At 67.2% G+C, this 16,776-nt stretch carries 17 protein-coding genes; 13 read left to right on the top strand and 4 right to left on the bottom strand.

Features of this window, described 5'->3' with window-relative positions:
* From VNT50_RS03615 to VNT50_RS03600, 4 genes are all read left to right on the top strand, one after another.
* Window positions 1–971: ABC transporter substrate-binding protein (locus VNT50_RS03615; protein WP_325483733.1), on the top strand; the 971-nt coding region annotated here is incomplete at its 5' end.
* Window positions 972–978: 7 nt separating this feature from the next.
* The gene (locus VNT50_RS03610; protein ID WP_414683934.1) at window positions 979–1,944 is read left to right on the top strand and encodes a carbohydrate ABC transporter permease; all 966 of its coding nucleotides are present in this window, start codon (window positions 979–981) and stop codon (window positions 1,942–1,944) included.
* The gene (locus tag VNT50_RS03605) at window positions 1,941–2,765 is read left to right on the top strand and encodes a carbohydrate ABC transporter permease (RefSeq protein WP_325483731.1); all 825 of its coding nucleotides are present in this window, start codon (window positions 1,941–1,943) and stop codon (window positions 2,763–2,765) included. Before VNT50_RS03610 ends, VNT50_RS03605 begins: the two co-directional genes overlap by 4 nt.
* 117 nt (window positions 2,766–2,882) lie before the next feature.
* A complete protein-coding gene (locus VNT50_RS03600) occupies window positions 2,883–3,980 on the top strand; it encodes an oxygenase MpaB family protein (RefSeq protein ID WP_325483730.1) in 1,098 nt (365 codons plus the stop codon).
* A 47-nt stretch (window positions 3,981–4,027) separates the two neighbouring features.
* Here VNT50_RS03600 and VNT50_RS03595 read toward each other — a convergent pair whose 3' ends face one another.
* Both VNT50_RS03595 and VNT50_RS03590 read right to left on the bottom strand, forming a co-directional pair.
* The gene (locus VNT50_RS03595) at window positions 4,028–5,029 is read right to left on the bottom strand and encodes a LacI family DNA-binding transcriptional regulator (protein ID WP_325483729.1); all 1,002 of its coding nucleotides are present in this window, start codon (window positions 5,027–5,029) and stop codon (window positions 4,028–4,030) included.
* A gap of 79 nt (window positions 5,030–5,108) precedes the next feature.
* Window positions 5,109–6,035 (bottom strand): alpha/beta hydrolase, encoded by a 927-nt coding sequence (locus VNT50_RS03590; RefSeq protein WP_325483728.1) that lies wholly within the window; start codon window positions 6,033–6,035, stop codon window positions 5,109–5,111.
* Between the two features lie 306 nt (window positions 6,036–6,341).
* On the opposite strand from VNT50_RS03590, the gene VNT50_RS03585 reads away from it, so the two are divergent.
* The 7 genes from VNT50_RS03585 to VNT50_RS03555 all read left to right on the top strand — a co-directional run bounded on the left by VNT50_RS03585 (window position 6,342) and on the right by VNT50_RS03555 (window position 13,536).
* Complete coding sequence (locus VNT50_RS03585; protein ID WP_325483727.1) at window positions 6,342–7,754, top strand: aldehyde dehydrogenase family protein; 1,413 nt, start codon at window positions 6,342–6,344, stop codon at window positions 7,752–7,754.
* A 76-nt stretch (window positions 7,755–7,830) separates the two neighbouring features.
* Window positions 7,831–9,099 carry a cytochrome P450 gene (locus VNT50_RS03580; RefSeq protein ID WP_325483726.1) on the top strand — a complete coding sequence of 423 codons (1,269 nt, stop codon included), beginning with the start codon at window positions 7,831–7,833 and terminating at the stop codon, window positions 9,097–9,099.
* 26 nt (window positions 9,100–9,125) lie between these two features.
* A complete protein-coding gene (locus tag VNT50_RS03575; protein ID WP_325483725.1) occupies window positions 9,126–9,338 on the top strand; it encodes a ferredoxin in 213 nt (70 codons plus the stop codon).
* Complete coding sequence (locus tag VNT50_RS03570; RefSeq protein ID WP_325483724.1) at window positions 9,335–10,570, top strand: NAD(P)/FAD-dependent oxidoreductase; 1,236 nt, start codon at window positions 9,335–9,337, stop codon at window positions 10,568–10,570. The genes VNT50_RS03575 and VNT50_RS03570 overlap by 4 nt, the downstream gene beginning before the upstream one ends.
* On the top strand, window positions 10,567–11,670 hold the full coding sequence (locus VNT50_RS03565; protein ID WP_325483723.1) for an NAD(P)-dependent alcohol dehydrogenase: 1,104 nt from the start codon (window positions 10,567–10,569) through the stop codon (window positions 11,668–11,670). Before VNT50_RS03570 ends, VNT50_RS03565 begins: the two co-directional genes overlap by 4 nt.
* Window positions 11,660–12,118: an HtaA domain-containing protein gene (locus VNT50_RS03560; protein ID WP_325483722.1), complete on the top strand. Its 459-nt coding sequence runs from the start codon at window positions 11,660–11,662 to the stop codon at window positions 12,116–12,118. Before VNT50_RS03565 ends, VNT50_RS03560 begins: the two co-directional genes overlap by 11 nt.
* Window positions 12,115–13,536, top strand: a complete 1,422-nt coding sequence (locus VNT50_RS03555; RefSeq protein WP_325483721.1) for an MFS transporter — start codon at window positions 12,115–12,117, stop codon at window positions 13,534–13,536. The genes VNT50_RS03560 and VNT50_RS03555 overlap by 4 nt, the downstream gene beginning before the upstream one ends.
* 226 nt (window positions 13,537–13,762) lie before the next feature.
* Here the strand turns inward: VNT50_RS03555 and VNT50_RS03550 are convergent, their stop codons facing one another.
* Window positions 13,763–13,966, bottom strand: coding sequence for a cold-shock protein (locus VNT50_RS03550; RefSeq protein WP_325483720.1), 204 nt, complete (start codon window positions 13,964–13,966; stop codon window positions 13,763–13,765).
* Between the two features lie 89 nt (window positions 13,967–14,055).
* Window positions 14,056–15,168, bottom strand: coding sequence for a fatty acid desaturase family protein (locus tag VNT50_RS03545; protein WP_414683935.1), 1,113 nt, complete (start codon window positions 15,166–15,168; stop codon window positions 14,056–14,058).
* A 333-nt stretch (window positions 15,169–15,501) separates the two neighbouring features.
* On the opposite strand from VNT50_RS03545, the gene VNT50_RS03540 reads away from it, so the two are divergent.
* Together VNT50_RS03540 and VNT50_RS03535 are read left to right on the top strand one after the other, a co-directional pair.
* The gene (locus VNT50_RS03540; RefSeq protein ID WP_325483719.1) at window positions 15,502–16,263 is read left to right on the top strand and encodes a glycosyltransferase family A protein; all 762 of its coding nucleotides are present in this window, start codon (window positions 15,502–15,504) and stop codon (window positions 16,261–16,263) included.
* A 42-nt stretch (window positions 16,264–16,305) separates the two neighbouring features.
* Entirely contained in the window at window positions 16,306–16,728 is a 423-nt protein-coding gene (locus tag VNT50_RS03535) for an SRPBCC family protein (RefSeq protein ID WP_325483718.1), read from the top strand.
* Window positions 16,729–16,776: the final 48 nt, after the last annotated feature.

Below are 16,776 nucleotides of genomic sequence, written 5' to 3'. Positions count from 1 at the left end.
ACGCCGAGGCATTCGGGTGGACCGACTGGCCCGCGTCTCAACTGGTGCAGCTACGGGTGGACGAGGAGGGACGTCGCGGGGACGGGCCGTTGTACGCGCAGGGCCTGAACTACTCCATGACCGGCGTGTTCTACAACAAGGAGCTCGCGGCGCAGATCGGGCTCGACGAGGCTCCGGCGACGCTCGACGAGCTCGACGCTGCACTGCAGGCGGCGAAGGATGCCGGAATCGTGCCGATCGTGCAGTTCAACGGCGGCGCGACGGGTGGGCTTGCGTTCCCGCTGCAGGGCTTGATGGCCTCCTACGGTGATCCCGCGGCGATCAACGAGTGGATCTTCCAGCAGCCGGATGCGACGATCAACACACCCGAGAACGTCCAGGCGGCCGAGCACCTGCAGGGCTGGATCGACGCGGGCTACTTCGCCCCCGACATCAACTCGCTGGACTATGCGCAGATGATGAGCCGGTTCATCGGCGGCGAGGGGTTGTTCATGTTCAACGGTGACTGGGAGTCGGGCACGCTCGACAAGCAGATGACCGGAAACGCGGGCTTCTTCCTCGTGCCTCCGCGTGAGCAAGGCGGTCAGCTCGGGGCGATGTCCGCGCCGCTCACCTACGGAATCGCCGCCGCGGCCGAGCACCCGGACTGTGCCGCGTTCTTCCTCGACTGGACCGCGACGAACGATGAGGCGCGCGCATTGACGGTCGAAGTCGGCGGCTCGCACCCGATGGGCCCCGCGGATGCGTTCATGCCGCCGGTGGCGGAGGGCTCGACCACCGAGGCCACCCTGGCAGCGGGCGCGACCATGAGCGAAGCCAACGGCGCCATGGACTTCATCGCCAACGCCACCGGCTCGATCTACGCCCAGAGCTGGACGCCGAACCTCCAGAAGATGGTCGCCGGTGAGCAGACGCCGGCGGGTCTGCTGGAGTCGGTCCAGAGCGACTACGAGGATCAGATCGGGAACTAGCTCCACGATGACCGAACTACGGGCAAGCGCTGCTGCGCCGGTGAAACCCGCCGGCGCAGCAGCGCTCTCCGATTCCCAAGTCCTTGCCCGGCGGCGAAGGCGCCGAATGCTGCGCAGCCTCAGCGCCTACGGCCTGGTGCTCCCCGCCGCGGGGTTCTACATCTTCTTCGTGCTGCGGCCGATCGTGCTGTCGGCACAGTTCTCGTTCTACGACTGGAACGGCATCGCGCCTGCCACATGGGTGGGCTTCGACAACTACATCGAGGTGTTCAGCAATCCCAAGCTGGTCGGATCGATTCTCAACGCCTTCGAGCTGATCCTGTACTTCAGTGTGATTCCGGTGGTCATCGCCCTGCTCGCAGCGAACGTGATCAGGGCGATCGCCACCGGCAGGCTGGCGACGGTCTCCCGGACCGTGCTGTTCCTGCCGCAGGTCATCCCGCTCGTGGCCGCAGGCATCATGTGGAGCTGGCAGCTCTCCACCGATGGATTGGTCAATCAGATTCTGCGGCTGATCGGTCTCGGAGGACTGACAAGGGCGTGGCTGGGAGATTTCACCACAGCCCTCCCTGCCGTCGGCGTCATCGGTGCATGGGTCCAGGTGGGGCTCTGCCTCGTGCTGATTCTGGCGGGCATGACGAAGATCGATCCGGCGCTCTACGAGGCCGCCCGAATCGACGGCGCGGGACCGATCCGTGAGTTCCTGGCCATCACCCTCCCCGGTGTCCGGCAGGAGGTGGCGGTCTGCGTCACGGTCACCGTCATATCGGCGCTCGCCAGCTTCGACATCATCTACATCGCGACCCAGGGTGGACCGGGGGAGAGCACGCTCGTGCCCGGGCTGCAGATCTTCTACCTGGCGTTCTATCAACGTGAGATCGGGATGGCATCGGCCTTCGCGATCGTGCTGATGGCTCTCGTCCTCGTCGTCGTGCTCCCCCTGCAACGTATTCTCCGAGGCAGAGAATCGTGATCGTCAACGCCCGGGAGAAGTGGAGCGGCCGCGTGCTGCTCGTCGTTCTGATGCTCGTCATCCTGCTCCCCTTCGTCAGCCTGTTCGTGACGGCGCTCCACGAGCCCGGCACCTACCCACGGGGTCTCGAGTGGCCGGAGACGCCGCATTGGGAGAACTTCGGTCTCGCCTTCCAGTCGGCGAACATGCTCGCGTTGCTCGAATCCAGCCTCCTCATCGAGCTGGGCGTCGTGCCGATCGCGGTTTTCATCGCGACCCTGGCCGGGTTCGCCCTCGGGCACCTCAAGCCGATCGGCAGCAAGCTCGTCTTCATCGTCTTCCTTCTCGGACTCACCCTGCCGTTCGAAGGGATCATCACCCCGCTGTACTTCCAGATCCGCGAGCTCGGCATCCTGAACACCCGCTGGGCGATCATCCTGCCGCTCATCGGTCTTTTCATGCCGTTCGCCGTGATCTGGATGCGCGCGCATTTCGTCACGATGCCCGCCGACCTGTCCGAGGCCGCCCGGGTCGACGGTGCAACGACCTGGCAGCTGTTCTGGCGCATCCACGTGCCGCTGTCCATCCCCGCCCTGTCGTCGCTCGCGATACTCATGTTCCTGTGGACCTGGAACCAGTTCCTCCTGGCGATCGTGCTCGTCGACGACCCCGCCAAGCGCACCATGGCAGGTGCCCTGGGGGCATTTCAGGGCCGGTACGGGACCGACATTCCCCTGCTCTGTGCCGGATCCTTGCTGATTCTCACCCCGACACTGATCGTCTTCCTCGTCTTCCAGCGCCAGTTCGTCTTCGCCTTGATGCAGGGCTCGCTCAAGGGCTGAGCGCGATCAACAAGGGCTGATCAGCCCCTTCGCGGCGCGCAGGCGATTTAACTTGTGCGCACAAGTGAATCTGTCTAGTATCGCGAGCAGACAACACGTTCGACAAGGGAGTTGAAGATGGCGACAATCGCCCAGCCTGTGGAGGCCGCACGCGCGGACAACATCGTGACGCGAGAGCGTCTGTACGGTTCTGCCGCCCGCTGGAGGCGCTTCGGTGAACCCACGCCTCCAGGAGCATCGCTGAAGGAGGACGGTTCCCCCGATTACGGCGTGTTCGGTCCGGGCACCGTGGCCTGGCAGGTGCTCCTGCACCCGGCCACCATCGTCTTCCAGTTCGCGTTTCAGCAGAAGCTTCAGCTCGCGTACAAGCCGATCGCCGCCGGGATCCGAGACCGGGACCCCATCTCCCGCAAAGCCCACCAGGGGACGTTGAACCTGTTCGATGTCTTCGAGCGCGGACAGCGGAACTGCGGCATCCACGCCCCCATGTGGCTTGCCGACACCGAGTCGGCCCGACGGGTCGCGCATCACATCCGCAACATCCACGCGAAGGTCGCGGGCGATGTCATCGACGTGGGAAACCCCGAGCTCGGCGGCTACGCCGCCAACTCGCCCCGCGACGCGATGTGGGCGGCCTTGACCGAGATGCACTCGATGCTGTGGCTCTACGAGTCGTTCGCGTTCCGCGACGGCAATGCCCCGCATCCTCTGTCGGACGCCGAGCGCGACCAGTTCGTCGCCGAGGTTGCCGCGTACTGCCGCCTGTTCGACTCGCCGGAAGACGAAATCCCGACCACGATGGCAGAGCTCGAGGCCCTCTATGTGAAGTACGACGAGTACTTCCAGCCGAGTTCCACACTGTGGATCGATCCCGCGACGGGCGCGAACGTTCAGCATCTCATGGGGGAGGCGCTCGCCCGCAACAAGCACCACTCGCAGAAGTGGGTGGAGCGGCCGGTGATGGCGCTGTTCTTCAAGTACGACGACGCCATCGATGGGGCCATTCCGCCCGCGTACCGCAAGTACCTCGCCCTCACCGAGGAGCAGGATGCGCAGGCGACACGCGCGCTGACCGAGAAGCTCGGCAACATCCGCCGGATGCAGGGCCCGCGGTCGGAGCAGCACTACATGAAACTCATGTGGGGACCCGATGCGACCGCCCTCATCGAGGCCGCGCGGAAGCTGCAGGCGCAGGCCAAGCAGGGCGCCGCCTGACCACCGGGTCTTCGACGAGTGGTGACTCGGGGATCGAGTGACGCGCGTCAGGTGCCGCTGGGGGTGCCCGGCATGGCCGTGGTGGACTCTCGCGCGATCAGAGTGAACAGCGCCTCGCCGGGGGCGGGGTGCTGTTCGCCTCTGATCGTTGCGAGCACAAGAGATGCCATGTGCCGCCCGTAGGCCGCAGCGTCGACGGCAACCGAACTCAGCTGGGGTGTGAACAGCCGAGCCAGGGACGTGTCATCGTGCCCGATGACCGCCATGTCGTCTGGTGCGCTGAGTCCCTGGGCGTGCATTGCCCTGAGGACCGCGGCCGCAACCTCGTCGGTGAATCCCGCGACGGCGGTGACGCCGGCGGAACGCCAGTCCTCCAGAGCGCGAGCCGCCGAGTCGTCGAACAACGACACCGTTCGCACGAGCGGAGCCGGCGCGCCGAGGCGCGTCGCGGCATCGGTGAAGGCTTCGACTCTGGACTGGCTCACCGCGGCCATGCGTTGATCGGCACTGGCTGCGAAACCAAGCCGCTGATGCCCGAGCCCGACAAGATGCTCCGCTTGAAGCGCACCGCTGTCGCCTCGTTCCGCGCTCATCAGCGTCATGATGTGCGAAACGCCGGCGGAGTGCATGTCCTGGATCTCTTCATCCGTGAACGGCACGACCCCCGCCACGAGGAGCGGATCGATGCTGCGCCAGACGGCACGGTGATACGTGGGCGGGATCACCTGGGTGACACAGGACAGGCCGGCATCGGCGAGGAAGGCCGACGCCGATTCGACCGCCGCAGAGAATGACTCGGACGAGGGCCAGTCCGGGAGCACGACGAGAACGACGTCGCTGGTGCCACGCGCCAACGTCTGCGCGGATCGATGCGGCTGATACTGAAGCTCCCGGGCTGCGTCGAGAACCCGGCGCGTGGTCGCGGGGGAGATCGTCTGCCCCTTGGTCCCGTTGAGCACGTACCCGACCGTCGTGCTGGACACGTGCGCTCGCGCTGCCACATCCGCAGCCGTGACACGGCGACGCTGTCCCCTCTTTTCGGCTTCCATGATGTCCACCGTAGTCCGAAAGCCTCGCCGCGCTTCCGGCCGTGGCGGCTACTCGCTCAGGATCTGCTGCCGCATCTGCTCACGGGGAAAGGGCTCTCCGCAGCGCATCGACCTGGCTCCGCCAGAAGGCCTGGGCGACCTCGGTGCGCTGGAACACGAAGTCGAAGCCGTGGAACGCTCCGGGGACGACATCGAGTTCGCAGGCGACCCCGGCCGCCCGCAGTCTCCGCGCGTACTCGACGTCCTCGTCATGGAACAGGTCGAGACTTCCCACTCCGATCCACGCGGGGGCGAGCCCCGCGAAGTCCTCCCGGCGTGCGGGTGCTTCGTAGGGTGTGACGTCCGCACCTCCGGGAGGGTGTCCCAGGTACGACGTCCAGCCGAAGACATTGCTCTTCGGCGACCAGCCCCTCATCGATCGCGGGTCGATGTCGGTGCGTGTGGCGGTGCGATCATCCAGCATCGGATAGCGCAGGAGTTGCAGGGCCGGCGTCATCACCTTCCGGTCGTGGAGGAGCAGCGCGAGGGCTGCGGCGAGGCCGCCACCGGCGCTTTCGCCCCCGACCGCGATGCGAGCGGGGTCCACACCCAGGGAGCGTGCGTTCTCGAGGAGCCACAGCATGGCGGCATGGCAGTCATCGAGTGCCGACGGCGACCGGTGCGCCGGCGCCAGCCTGTAATCCACAGAGACGACGGTGATGCCGAGCTCCTGCGCGAAGCCGATGCTCGAGACCTCGTTCTGGTGCGCCGTGCCCGCGACGAGCCCGCCTCCGTGCATCCACAGCAGCGCGGGCGTCTCACCCGTCACGCTCGAAGGCCGGTATACCCGCAGGGGAACGGCCGGGGCGCCCGCGCCGGCGGGAGCGATCGGAGTGGTGATCGTCATGCCCGCGGGGGCGGCCGGGGCCTTGGTGCCGGTGCGGCGGGCGAGCGCGAGGAGCACTGGTCCCACGTTGAATCTCGGAATGAACCGTGCACTGGCGAGCTCGGGATGGAAGTCTGTCATCGGATTCCCCGTTGCGGTGTGGCGGCTGCTCTCGCGGATCACCTCCGTATCGAGGGAGGTCTCGACCGCACTGTCGAGCTGGTGAGCTTGTGCGCACCAGTAGAAGCGTCTATTCTAACTTGTGCGCACAAGTTAGCGCTACGAGCGAATTGCAGATGACCGTCGATGCGGACGAGCCGTATGTCCGCCGCGTCAGGATTCCCGATCCGCTCGAACAGACGAACGCGCGCGAGCCGGCGTCCCGGCCTCGCGGGTGGTGACCACCCCCTCGAGCCGGAGGGGACACGACAGGAACGGGAGACGAAGATGTCCACGATCGAGACGACGCCTGAGCAGCAGTCGATGCTCACTCCGCTTGCTGCGGCAGCCGCCGTGCGAGAGGGGTTCCGCAGCGGAATCACCCGCCCGCTGGAGTGGCGTCGAGAGCAGCTGATCGCGCTGGATCGGATGATCGCGGAGAACGCCGAAGAGTTCGAGCGCGCCGTGCGCGACGACCTGGGAAAGCCAGGGCTTGAGGCGTTCCTCACAGAGGTTGCCGCCGTCCGCATGGAGGTCGCACAGACGCTTGAGCTGATCGGCACCTGGACCGCCGAGCGCGAGGTGGAATCCCCGCCGGCCGCGCTTCCCGCGACCGCCAGCATCCACCGCGAGCCCCTCGGAACGGTGCTGGTGATCGCGCCATGGAACTATCCCGTCCACCTTCTCTTCCTGCCCGCGATCGCGGCGATCGCTGCCGGCAACGCCGTGGTGCTCAAGCCGAGCGAGGTCGTGCCGGCGACGTCGGCGCTCGTGGCGCGCCTCGTCCCCGGATACCTCGATCCGCGCGCCATCCGCGTCGTCGAGGGCGCCGTGGCGGAGACGACCGAGCTGCTGGAGTTCCCCTGGGACCACATCTTCTACACCGGAAATGGAGCGGTCGGCCGGATCGTGATGGCCGCCGCGGCGAAGCACCTGACGCCGGTCACCCTGGAGCTCGGGGGAAAGTCGCCCGTGTGGGTCGACGATTCCGCCGATCTGGATGCCACCGCGAAATGGCTCGCGTGGGGAAAGTTCCTCAACGCAGGTCAGACGTGTGTCGCGCCGGACTACGTGCTGACGACCGCGGATGTCCGTCCGCGGCTGGTGGAGGCACTGCGCCGGGAGATCACGGCCATGTACGGAACGGATCCGCGCACCTCGGCGGATTTCGGACGGATCGTCAATGAGCGCCACCTGAACCGCCTTGTCGGCCTCCTCCCCGAGTCTGGCGTCAGCATCGGCGGAGAGTGGGAGGCTGCCGACCTCTACATCGCACCCACGGTGTTGGAGGACGTCACCCTTCAGGACCCCGTGATGGGTGAGGAGATCTTCGGCCCGATTCTGCCGATCCTCACGGTGGGCGGGCCCGACGAAGCCATCGGGATCATCAACGACCGCGACAAGCCGCTGGCTCTCTACGCGTTCACGAACTCTGCCGCGACGCAGCGGGCGTTCCTCGAGCGGACGTCGTCGGGTTCTCTGGTCGTGAACGCCGTCATCCTTCAGCTGGCGGTGCACGAGCTTCCGTTCGGCGGCGTGGGAGCGAGCGGGATGGGCGCCTACCACGGAGAGCATGGCATCCGCACCTTCAGCCACGACAAGGCGTTCCTCGTGAAGCACGACGGACCCGACCTGATGGCCATCAGCCGACCGCCGTTCACGCCCGAGAAGGAGCAGATGCTCCGCGGCGCGTCGGCCTGACCCGACCCGGCTGCTGACGCCGATCGTGGTGACCCACTTCCGACCCTTCCTCCGTTCATCGTAAGGACGAAACGCCATGCCACTGCACTCCAACATCCACGACGAGACCACGGATCTCGACATCTCCAGCTATGCGTTCTGGGCGAAGACCTTCGACGAGCGGGAGGAGACGTTCGCGGCGCTCCGCGCCGAGCATCCTGTGAGCTGGCACCGTCCGCTCGAGGAGGTCGCGTTCACCCCGGAACAGCATGGCCAGACCGGGTTCTGGGCGGTCACCCGGGCGGAGGACATCACCTTCGTGAGCCAGCATCACGAGCTGTTCAGCTCAGAACTCGGCCACACGATCCTGCGCCCCGGACCGCCGGAAGCGCAGCTCGCGATGAGCTTCCTCGAGCTGGACCCGCCCCGTCACACGGCATTCCGCAAGATCATGAGCGCCGGATTCACGCCGAAGGCGGTTGCGCGGTTGAGCGACAAGATCGAGGAGCGCGCGGCGCAGATCGTCGACCGGGTCGTCGGCGCGGGGCCGATCGATTTCGTGGCCGAGGTGTCGTCCCGACTGCCGATGATGACCGTCGCCGACCTCGTGGGCGTCCCCGAGTCACTGATGGAGACCTTCGCCACCGCCGGGGACGACATCGTCCGGATCGCGGATCCCACGGCGCTGAGGCCCGACGAGAACCCCATCGAGGTAGCGCAGCGCTCATTCGGCACGATCGCTGCGATCGGCGCGGAGCTGGGGGCGGCGCGACGCCAGACACCGCAGGACGACATCATGACCGCCCTGGTCTCCGCCGAGATCGACGGCGAAAAACTGTCGGATCAGGACATCATGATGGTTCTGGTGCTGCTCAGCGTCGCCGGCAACGACACCACGAAGCAGACGACGACGCGCACCGTCATCCAGTTCGATCGCCACCCCGACCAGCGCGCCTGGCTGATGGAGGATTTCGACGGGCGCATCACGGGCGCGATCGAAGAGTTCGTGCGGCACGCATCGCCGGTCATCCAGTTCGCCCGGACGGCGACCCAGGATGTCGAGCTCGGCGGGCAGCAGATCCTGGCCGGCGACAAGGTCGGCATCTTCTACTGCTCGGGCAACCGAGACGAGCGGGTCTTCACCGACCCGGCGAAGTTCGATCTCTCACGCGGACGCACGCCCCATGTCGGCTTCGGTGGCGGTGGCGTTCACTACTGCCTCGGCAACGGGGTGGCGAAGGCCCAGCTGCGGGCGCTGTTCCAGCAGATCCTGACCAAACTCCCCGACATCGAGGTCGGCGAACCGGAGTACCTCGGCAGCGACTTCATCAACGGCGTCAATCGGCTGCCGGTCGTCATCCGCTGACTCCCCTTCCGCACATTGGAGCACCCATGAGCACTTTGCGCATTCTCGTCGATCGCGGTCGCTGCACCGGTATCGGCATCTGCGAGTCGCTGGACCCGGACCGATTCGAAGTGGATGACGACGGCTCGCTCGTCGTCCACGATGACACGGTCGCCGACGCCGACCGTGAGGCGACCATCGCCGCAGTGGAGAGCTGCCCCGCGCGGGCACTCACTCTTGTCGGAGCGAGCGCCGAATGAGCGCAGGAATCGTCGTCGTAGGAGCGTCTCTCGCGGGCATCCGTGCGGCGGAAGGCGTGCGACGCGGCGGGTATCTCGGGCCGGTCACGCTCGTCGGCTCGGAGCCCCATCTGCCGTATGACAGGCCTCCGCTGTCCAAGGCATATCTCAGCGGTGAGGCGAGTGCGGACTTCTATCGCAGCGAAGCAGAGATCCGCGATGACCTCGGAGTCGACCTGCGTCTCGGCACGACGGCAACCTCCCTGCGGCCGGATGACCACGTCCTCGTCACCGACGGCGGCGAGCAGCCGTACGAGCGATTGATCGTTGCTACCGGTGCCAGCCCGCGGGTCGTGCCCGGCATCCCCGACCTCGACGGCATCCTGACCCTGCGGACTCTGGACGACGCGGACGCGCTTCGTGAACGCATTCGTCCCGGCGCACGGGTGATCGTCGTCGGTGCCGGCTTCATCGGCTCCGAGATCGCGTCCGCCGCCGCGCATCTCGGCGCTCACGCGACGGTGATCGAGGCGGCGGCGATCCCCTTGGTGCGCGCCGTGGGCTCGGAGGTCGGCGGCGTTCTGGCCGCCCTGCACGGCCAGCACGGCACGCGCCTGCTGCTCGACACGCGAGTGGCGGAGTATCTGGGCGCCGATCGAATCGAGAGCGTCCTTCTCGACACCGGCGAGGTGGTCCCGGCCGACGTGGTCGTGATCGGAATCGGCGCCGCCCCCGCGACCGAGTGGCTGCGGTCCTCGGGAATCGACCTGCATGCCGTCGATGGCGGGGTGGTGTGCGACGAGTACCTCCGGAGTTCGCTGCAGGATGTGTACGCGGCGGGGGATGTCGCGCATTGGCCCAACGGCGCTCTCGACAGCGTGATGCGGTTGGAGAACTGGACGAACGCGGCCGACCAGGCGACCCGGGCCGGGCTCAACGCGGCAGACCCAGGTGCGGCGCAGCCGTATGAGACCGTCCCCTATTTCTGGAGCGACTGGTACGGGCAGCGCATCCAGTTCGTCGGCACCGCGATCGCCGACGAGGTCGAGTTCCTCTCGGGTGGCCCCGGCGAAACGCGCTTCGTCGCCGTCTACCGGACGGGGGACCGGATCGTGGGGGCGGCGACCCTCAACGAGCGGCGCGCGATCATGAAGCTGCGCCGAGTCATCGGCGATCGAGGCGGCATCGGCGCGGCCCGCGATGTCGTTCACGCCACACGAGCATCCGTACCCGCGAGAGGAATCACGTCATGACGACCACCACGACCGCCGCTGTACTTCGCGTTCCGGAGGGCCGGCATGAGTTCGAGGAGATAACCCTCGGCGACCTCGGCCCAGGCGACGTGCTGGTGCGCATCGTCGGCGCGGGCCTCTGCCACACCGACATGCTGCCCCGAGGCATGCTGGCGGGAGTTCTGCCCGCGGTCCTCGGGCATGAAGGGTCCGGCATCGTCGTCGACGTCGGACCGGGTGTCGACCGGGTGCGCCCCGGTGACCCTGTCGTGCTCAGCTTCGCCTCCTGCGGGAGCTGCCGTGCGTGTGAGAGCGGGCATCCCGCGTACTGCGATGCCTTCTTCCCCCTGAACCTGAGCGCGCGGAATCTGGATGGCAGCGGCTCCGCCGCGGACTCCTCGAATGCGCCCGTGGGCACCCGGTGGTTCGGGCAGTCGTCGTTTGCGCGACACGCGATAGTCAGCGAACGAAGCGCGGTGGCCGTCGACAAGGATCTGCCCCTGGAACTGATGGGGCCCTTGGGATGCGGCATCCAGACCGGCGCTGGTTCCGTCCTGAATGTCATGAACGTGCAGCCGGGCCAGTCGGTCGTCGTGTTCGGCGCAGGAGCCGTGGGCTTGGCCGGTGTGATGGCGGCCCGGCTCGCCGGCGCGGGGGAGATCATCGCCGTCGACCTGCACCAGAGCCGACTCGACCTGGCTGTGGAATTGGGCGCAACCCGCGCTGTGCTGGCCAGCACCGACGATCTCTCCGCTGCAGTTCTCGGCGACGCTGCCGCCGTCGACCACGCGTTGGATACGACCGCCGTGGGTTCGGTCATGGAGCTCGCGATCACCATCGTCCGCCCGGGCGGAACCGTCGTGTTCGTGGGTGCCGGCGAACAATCGATCACCGTGCATCCCACCCAGCTCACGGGAAAGAACGTCACGTATGCGCTCGAGGGGGACGCCGATCCGCAGGAGTTCATCCCCGCGCTCATCGAGCACTGGCGCGCAGGACAATTCCCCTTCGATCGGTTGGTCACGACCTTCCCGTTCGATGAAATCAACACCGCCGAGGCGGAGTCCCTCTCCGGGGCCGTGATCAAGCCCGTACTCGTCTTCGGTCCGCATGCGGACTGAGGAGTGGGTCGGGCAGCGTCTGGGCACTGACCTCGTCTGGGGGGTTCGAGAGACGTTCCTCCGCTACGTCGAAGGCGTGGGCGGTGCCGTTGAGGTCGTCTCTCCCGCAGTGCGCACCCCCGAAGGTGCGGTGCGCTTCCCCCTTTCACGTGAAACTTCCGGGCAGCTCGAGTTCAGCGGCGGCGTGGCGTTCCGCGCGCACCGCGGCGCGCTGCACGTGTCCTTCAGCGATCCCTCGCTCGAACCTGTCCACGGCGCGGAGGGGGGCGCGCTGCTCACTGTGACAGACACGTCTACCGGCTCTCCGGCGCGGATCGTTCTCGCGACGGTCGATGTCGCGGGCAACGTCGCACTGGCGGACGAGGCTCTCGCGCTCTTCGACTTCCAGTATCCGGCCGGGACCGCCCTCGATCCGATCGCGTTCGCCGATCCACTTCCCGGCGGATGACTCCGATCGCCCGGCAGCGGCCGACGGGCGGGGTGGTCGCCGTGCTCATAACGTGCGGGATCCTCGCCTCGATGATGCAGACCCTCGTGCTGCCGCTGCTGGGTGAGCTTCCGTACATCTTCGACACCACGCCGAGCGACGCGTCCTGGATCGTCACCTCGACGCTGCTGGCCGGAGCCGTCTCCACCCCCGTTCTCGGGCGCCTCGCCGACCAATACGGCAAGAAGCGGATGCTGCTCATCGCGCTCCTTTTCCTGATTCTCGGTTCTGTCGTATGCGCGCTGGCGACCGCGCTGATCCCCATGATCGTCGGCCGCACACTGCAGGGATTCGCGACGGGCATCGTGGTGCTCGGCATCAGCCTGCTCCACGACGTGCTCCCCGCCCGGAAGGTCGCGGCGGGCATCGCTTTGATGAGCGCCTCGCTCGGCGTGGGCGGGGCGATCGGTCTGCCGATCGCCGCAGCGCTCGCCGAGTACACGGATTGGCGCACCCTGTTCTGGTCGGTCGGCGTGGCGTCCGTCGTGGTCGGCGCGCTCATCGTGTTCCTCGTGGATGCCCCCGCGACACGGCGAGCCGCGGTCCCGTTCGACTACCTCGGCGTACTCGGGCTGACGATCATCCTGTTGAGCGTCCTTCTTGCCATCTCCAAGGGCGGGGAGTGGGGGTGGACCAGCGTCACAACTCTGGGACTCGTCGTCCTCGCCATCGTGGTGACACCGATCTGGTGCTGGCTCGAACTGCGCACCCGAAGCCCGCTGGTGAACCTCCGCGTTGCAGCCCGCGGCACGGTGCTCCTGACGAATCTCGCTTCGATCTTGGTCGGCTTCGCCCTATACGCTCAGTCGCTCGTCATTCCGCAGCTGATGCAGCTTCCCGTCGGCACCGGCTACGGACACGGGCAATCCATGCTCCAGATGGCGCTCTGGGTCGCCCCATCCGGGATCGTCATGATGCTCGCCGCCCCGTTCGCCGCGCGGCTGACGGCCACCCGAGGGGCGAAGACCACTCTCGTCAGCGGTGCCGTCATCATCGCGCTCGGGTACGCCGCCGCCACACAGGTGAGCGGGTCGCTCTGGGGTCTGACCATTGCGATGTGGATCTCGAGTATCGGCACAGGGTTCGCGTTCGGGGCGATGCCCACGCTGATCCTCGATGCGGTCCCGGCCTCGGAGAAGGCGGCCGCGAACGGTCTCAATGCGCTCATGCGATCCCTCGGCATGACGGCATCGGCGGCCGTCATCGGTGCGGTTCTCGCCCACCTCACCACCGAGTTCGGCGGACGCCTGATTCCCACCGAAGCGGGATTCATTGCGGGCCTGGTCATCGGCTCTGGCGCGGCACTGTTCGCCGCGCTCGTCGCGGGCGCCATCCAAGGGCCCGCTGAAGGCGTCGTCGCCGTCGACGCGCGGACCTAGGACCGCCGGGCCTGTCGGCCTAGGCGTGCTACGACGGCGGGGAACGAGTCCGACTCGCCGCTCCGGGAGCACTCGGCGCGGCGTGTCGCACGAATCCCCGCGGCTGTGCACACGGCATCCAGACCACCCGCTGTGCCGACAGCGGTCGGATGTCGCGCGCCCGAGATCGTGCCGGGTACGACGAAGCGCCCGACCCCCGAGGGGACCGGGCGCTTCGCAGAGAAGACTAGACGAGGCGGATGTTCTCCGCCTGCAGGCCCTTGGGGCCACGAGCGGTGTCGAACTCGACACGCTGGTTCTCTTCGAGGCTGCGGTAACCGCTGGAAGCGATCGCGCTGTAGTGGGCGAAGACGTCGGCGGTGCCGTCGTCAGGGGCGATGAAGCCGAAGCCCTTTTCGGAGTTGAACCACTTGACGGTGCCGGTGGTCATAATGTATTTCCTTACTTTCGTTTTACGGGGCCTGTATTCCGGCCCCTTCTTTCCGCACGCGCCGAAGCGCGGACGCTCTATGGGCGACGCTAGACGCGTCGGAACTCGCTCACAAGGGGGCAGTCGAAGGGATTGCGGGCCGAGAGGCCGACGCGGTTGAGGTACTCGATGACGATTCCGTACGACCGGATGAGGGTGGTCTCGGTGTACGGGACGTCGAGGGTGCGGCAGTACTCGCGCACGATCTCCCGTGCTCGGGCCAGATGCGGCCGCGGCATGTTGGGGAACAGGTGGTGCTCGACCTGGTAGTTGAGCCCGCCCATGAGCGTCGATGCCCACCAGCCGCCCGAGATGTTGCGCGAGGTCAGCACCTGCTTGCTGAAGAAGTCGATCTTGGCGTCTTTCGGGATGATCGGCATGCCCTTGTGGTTGGGGGCGAAAGACGCGCCCATGTACAGGCCGAAGACGGCGAGCTGGACGCCGAGGAATGCGAAGGCCAGGCCGAGGGGCAGGAACCAGAACAGGACGCCGAGGTACAGCGTGAAGCGCACGGCGATGAAGGAGAGCTCGATCCAGCGGCCCTTGACCGAGTCGCGGGTGACGAGCGTCTTGATCGACAGGAAGTGCAGGTTGAGGCCCTCGAGCAGCAGCAGCGGGAAGAATGCGTAGCCCTGCCTGCGCGTGATCAGGGCGCGCAGGCCCTTGGCCGATGCGGCATCCTCTTCGATGAACGAGATCGTGTCGATCTCGATGTCGGGATCCTTGCCGATCTGGTTCGGGTTCGCGTGGTGGCGCGTGTGCTTCGTCATCCACCAGGCGTAGCTCATGCCCACGACGAAGGACGCGAGGAAGCGGCCGAGGCGATCGTTGGACGGACCCGACTTCAAGATCTGACGGTGGGATGCCTCGTGCGCGAGAAACGCGAACTGAGTGAAGATGATGCCGAGCGCCAGGGCCATGAGCAGCTGCAGCCAGCTGTCGCCGAGCAGCCACATGCCGAAGCCGGTCGCCACGAGCGCCACGGTGAGGGCTGCACCGACGAGCGCATAGAACCAGCGTGCTCGCTGCAGAAGCCCCGATTCCTTGACCACGCGGGAAACGGCGGAGTAGGACTGGGTGATGTTCGGCGCTCCGCTGTCGCGGGGACGGGTTCCGCGGACGGGGCCAGGCCCGTCGAGAACGGAATATGCGGCTGTAGAGATATGTCTCTCGATCCAGTCGGCGGCCCTGCGGAGGCCTGACGTACGCCAAAGGCAGACCGCCGATCGCTATTTCCCACAGTAGCGTGCCCGCGGTCCCGGGGCCTGGCAGGAGCCTGGCAATTCATCGAGTCGTTACGCGTACGACGCTCGTTCGAACGATGCGAAGCCGGCGGCGCATGCAGCATCCTGCAGCGGGAGGAGTTGCGCGCGGGCTGACGCGCGAGCACCGTCATCCCACTCCCTCGTGGCCGCGACCCGGTCGCGGAGCCCGTCCTTGCGTCGACCCCCAGAGCCTAAGCCCCCCTCATCCACCCGGGGCGATACGGTGTGATCGTGGTGACACCCCCTCTCTCTGTCGCGGTGGTGATTCCTTGTCGCGACGACGCGCGCTTCCTCGACGCGTGCCTCGCGGCGCTCGCCGCACAGACGCGTCGCGCGAATCGCATCATCGTGATCGACAACGCCAGTTCGGATGACTCGCCCGCCGTCGCCGCCCGGCACGGGGTCGAGGTGGTCCGCGAGAACCTCGTGGGGGTCTGGCCGGCAGCGGCCCGCGGGTATGACGTGGCCTCGGAATCGGCCGACATCATCGCGCGGCTCGACGCCGATTCTCGCCCGCATCCGGATTGGATCGAGCGCATCGAGCGCGAATTCGCTCGGGATGCGACGCTCGGAGTGCTCACGGGTTCTGCCGAGTTCTACGGCTCCACGCCACTCGTGAACTACCTCGGGGAGCACTGGTACATCGGAGGCGGGCACTTCTGGGTGCAGCTCTGGCTCGGGCGACCGCTCGTCTTCGGGTCGAACTTCGCGATGCGCACGGCGGTATGGCAGCGGGTGCGCACCCGGGTCGATCGCGCGAACCCCCGCATCCACGACGACCTCGACCTCTCGATCCGGCTTCGCGGCTCCGACGGCGTGCGCGTGGATCGCACGCTGAAGATGCCGGTCTCGGCGCGGGCGGTGACCTCTCCGGCGGGCCTGTCGCGGCGCGTGTGGCAGGTCGTGACGACGTTCCGGGCCAGCTGGCCGGAAGGGGCGTTCCGGCGGCGCGAGGAGCCGCCGCCGGCGACGGAGCCCGCCGAGGCGATATGACCCCCTCGCGCCCGCTCGGCGCCGGGACGTAGGGTGACGTGCATGGCTGAGCTCGAGACCTCCGTGATCGTCGACGCGACGGCGGGTGAGGTGTGGGAGGCGTTCACCGACCCGCACGTCTTCGCCGCCTGGCTCTGGCCGGCGTCGTTCGGCACCGTCGCCGAGATAGACGCGGAGACCGGCGGATCGTGGTCGGCGCGGTCGACCTCGGTGGGCATCGGGGTCTCGGGCGTGTACTCCGAGCTCGAGGAGCCCCGTGTGCTGCGCTCGACGTGGGTGTGGGATGGCGAGCCCGAGGTCACGCAGGTCTCCGTGGAGGCGAGCGCGGAGTCCTCCGGGGCGACCAGGGTCACGATCACCCACGTCGGCTTCTCCGATGACGAGACCCGGGACGATCATGTCCAGGGCTGGGACGACTGCCTGAGCAGACTCGTCGACCGGTTCGAGACGGCGGAGCCCGCGTGAAGATCGAGTTCGACAGCGAGGTCACCCTGTGGGGCGCGCGCGAGGACT

Source organism: Microbacterium sp. (assembly GCF_035554235.1).
Taxonomy (GTDB): domain Bacteria; phylum Actinomycetota; class Actinomycetes; order Actinomycetales; family Microbacteriaceae; genus Microbacterium.
Note: the sequence above shows the minus strand (reverse complement) of the source record. Positions and strands in the feature narration are given on the sequence as shown.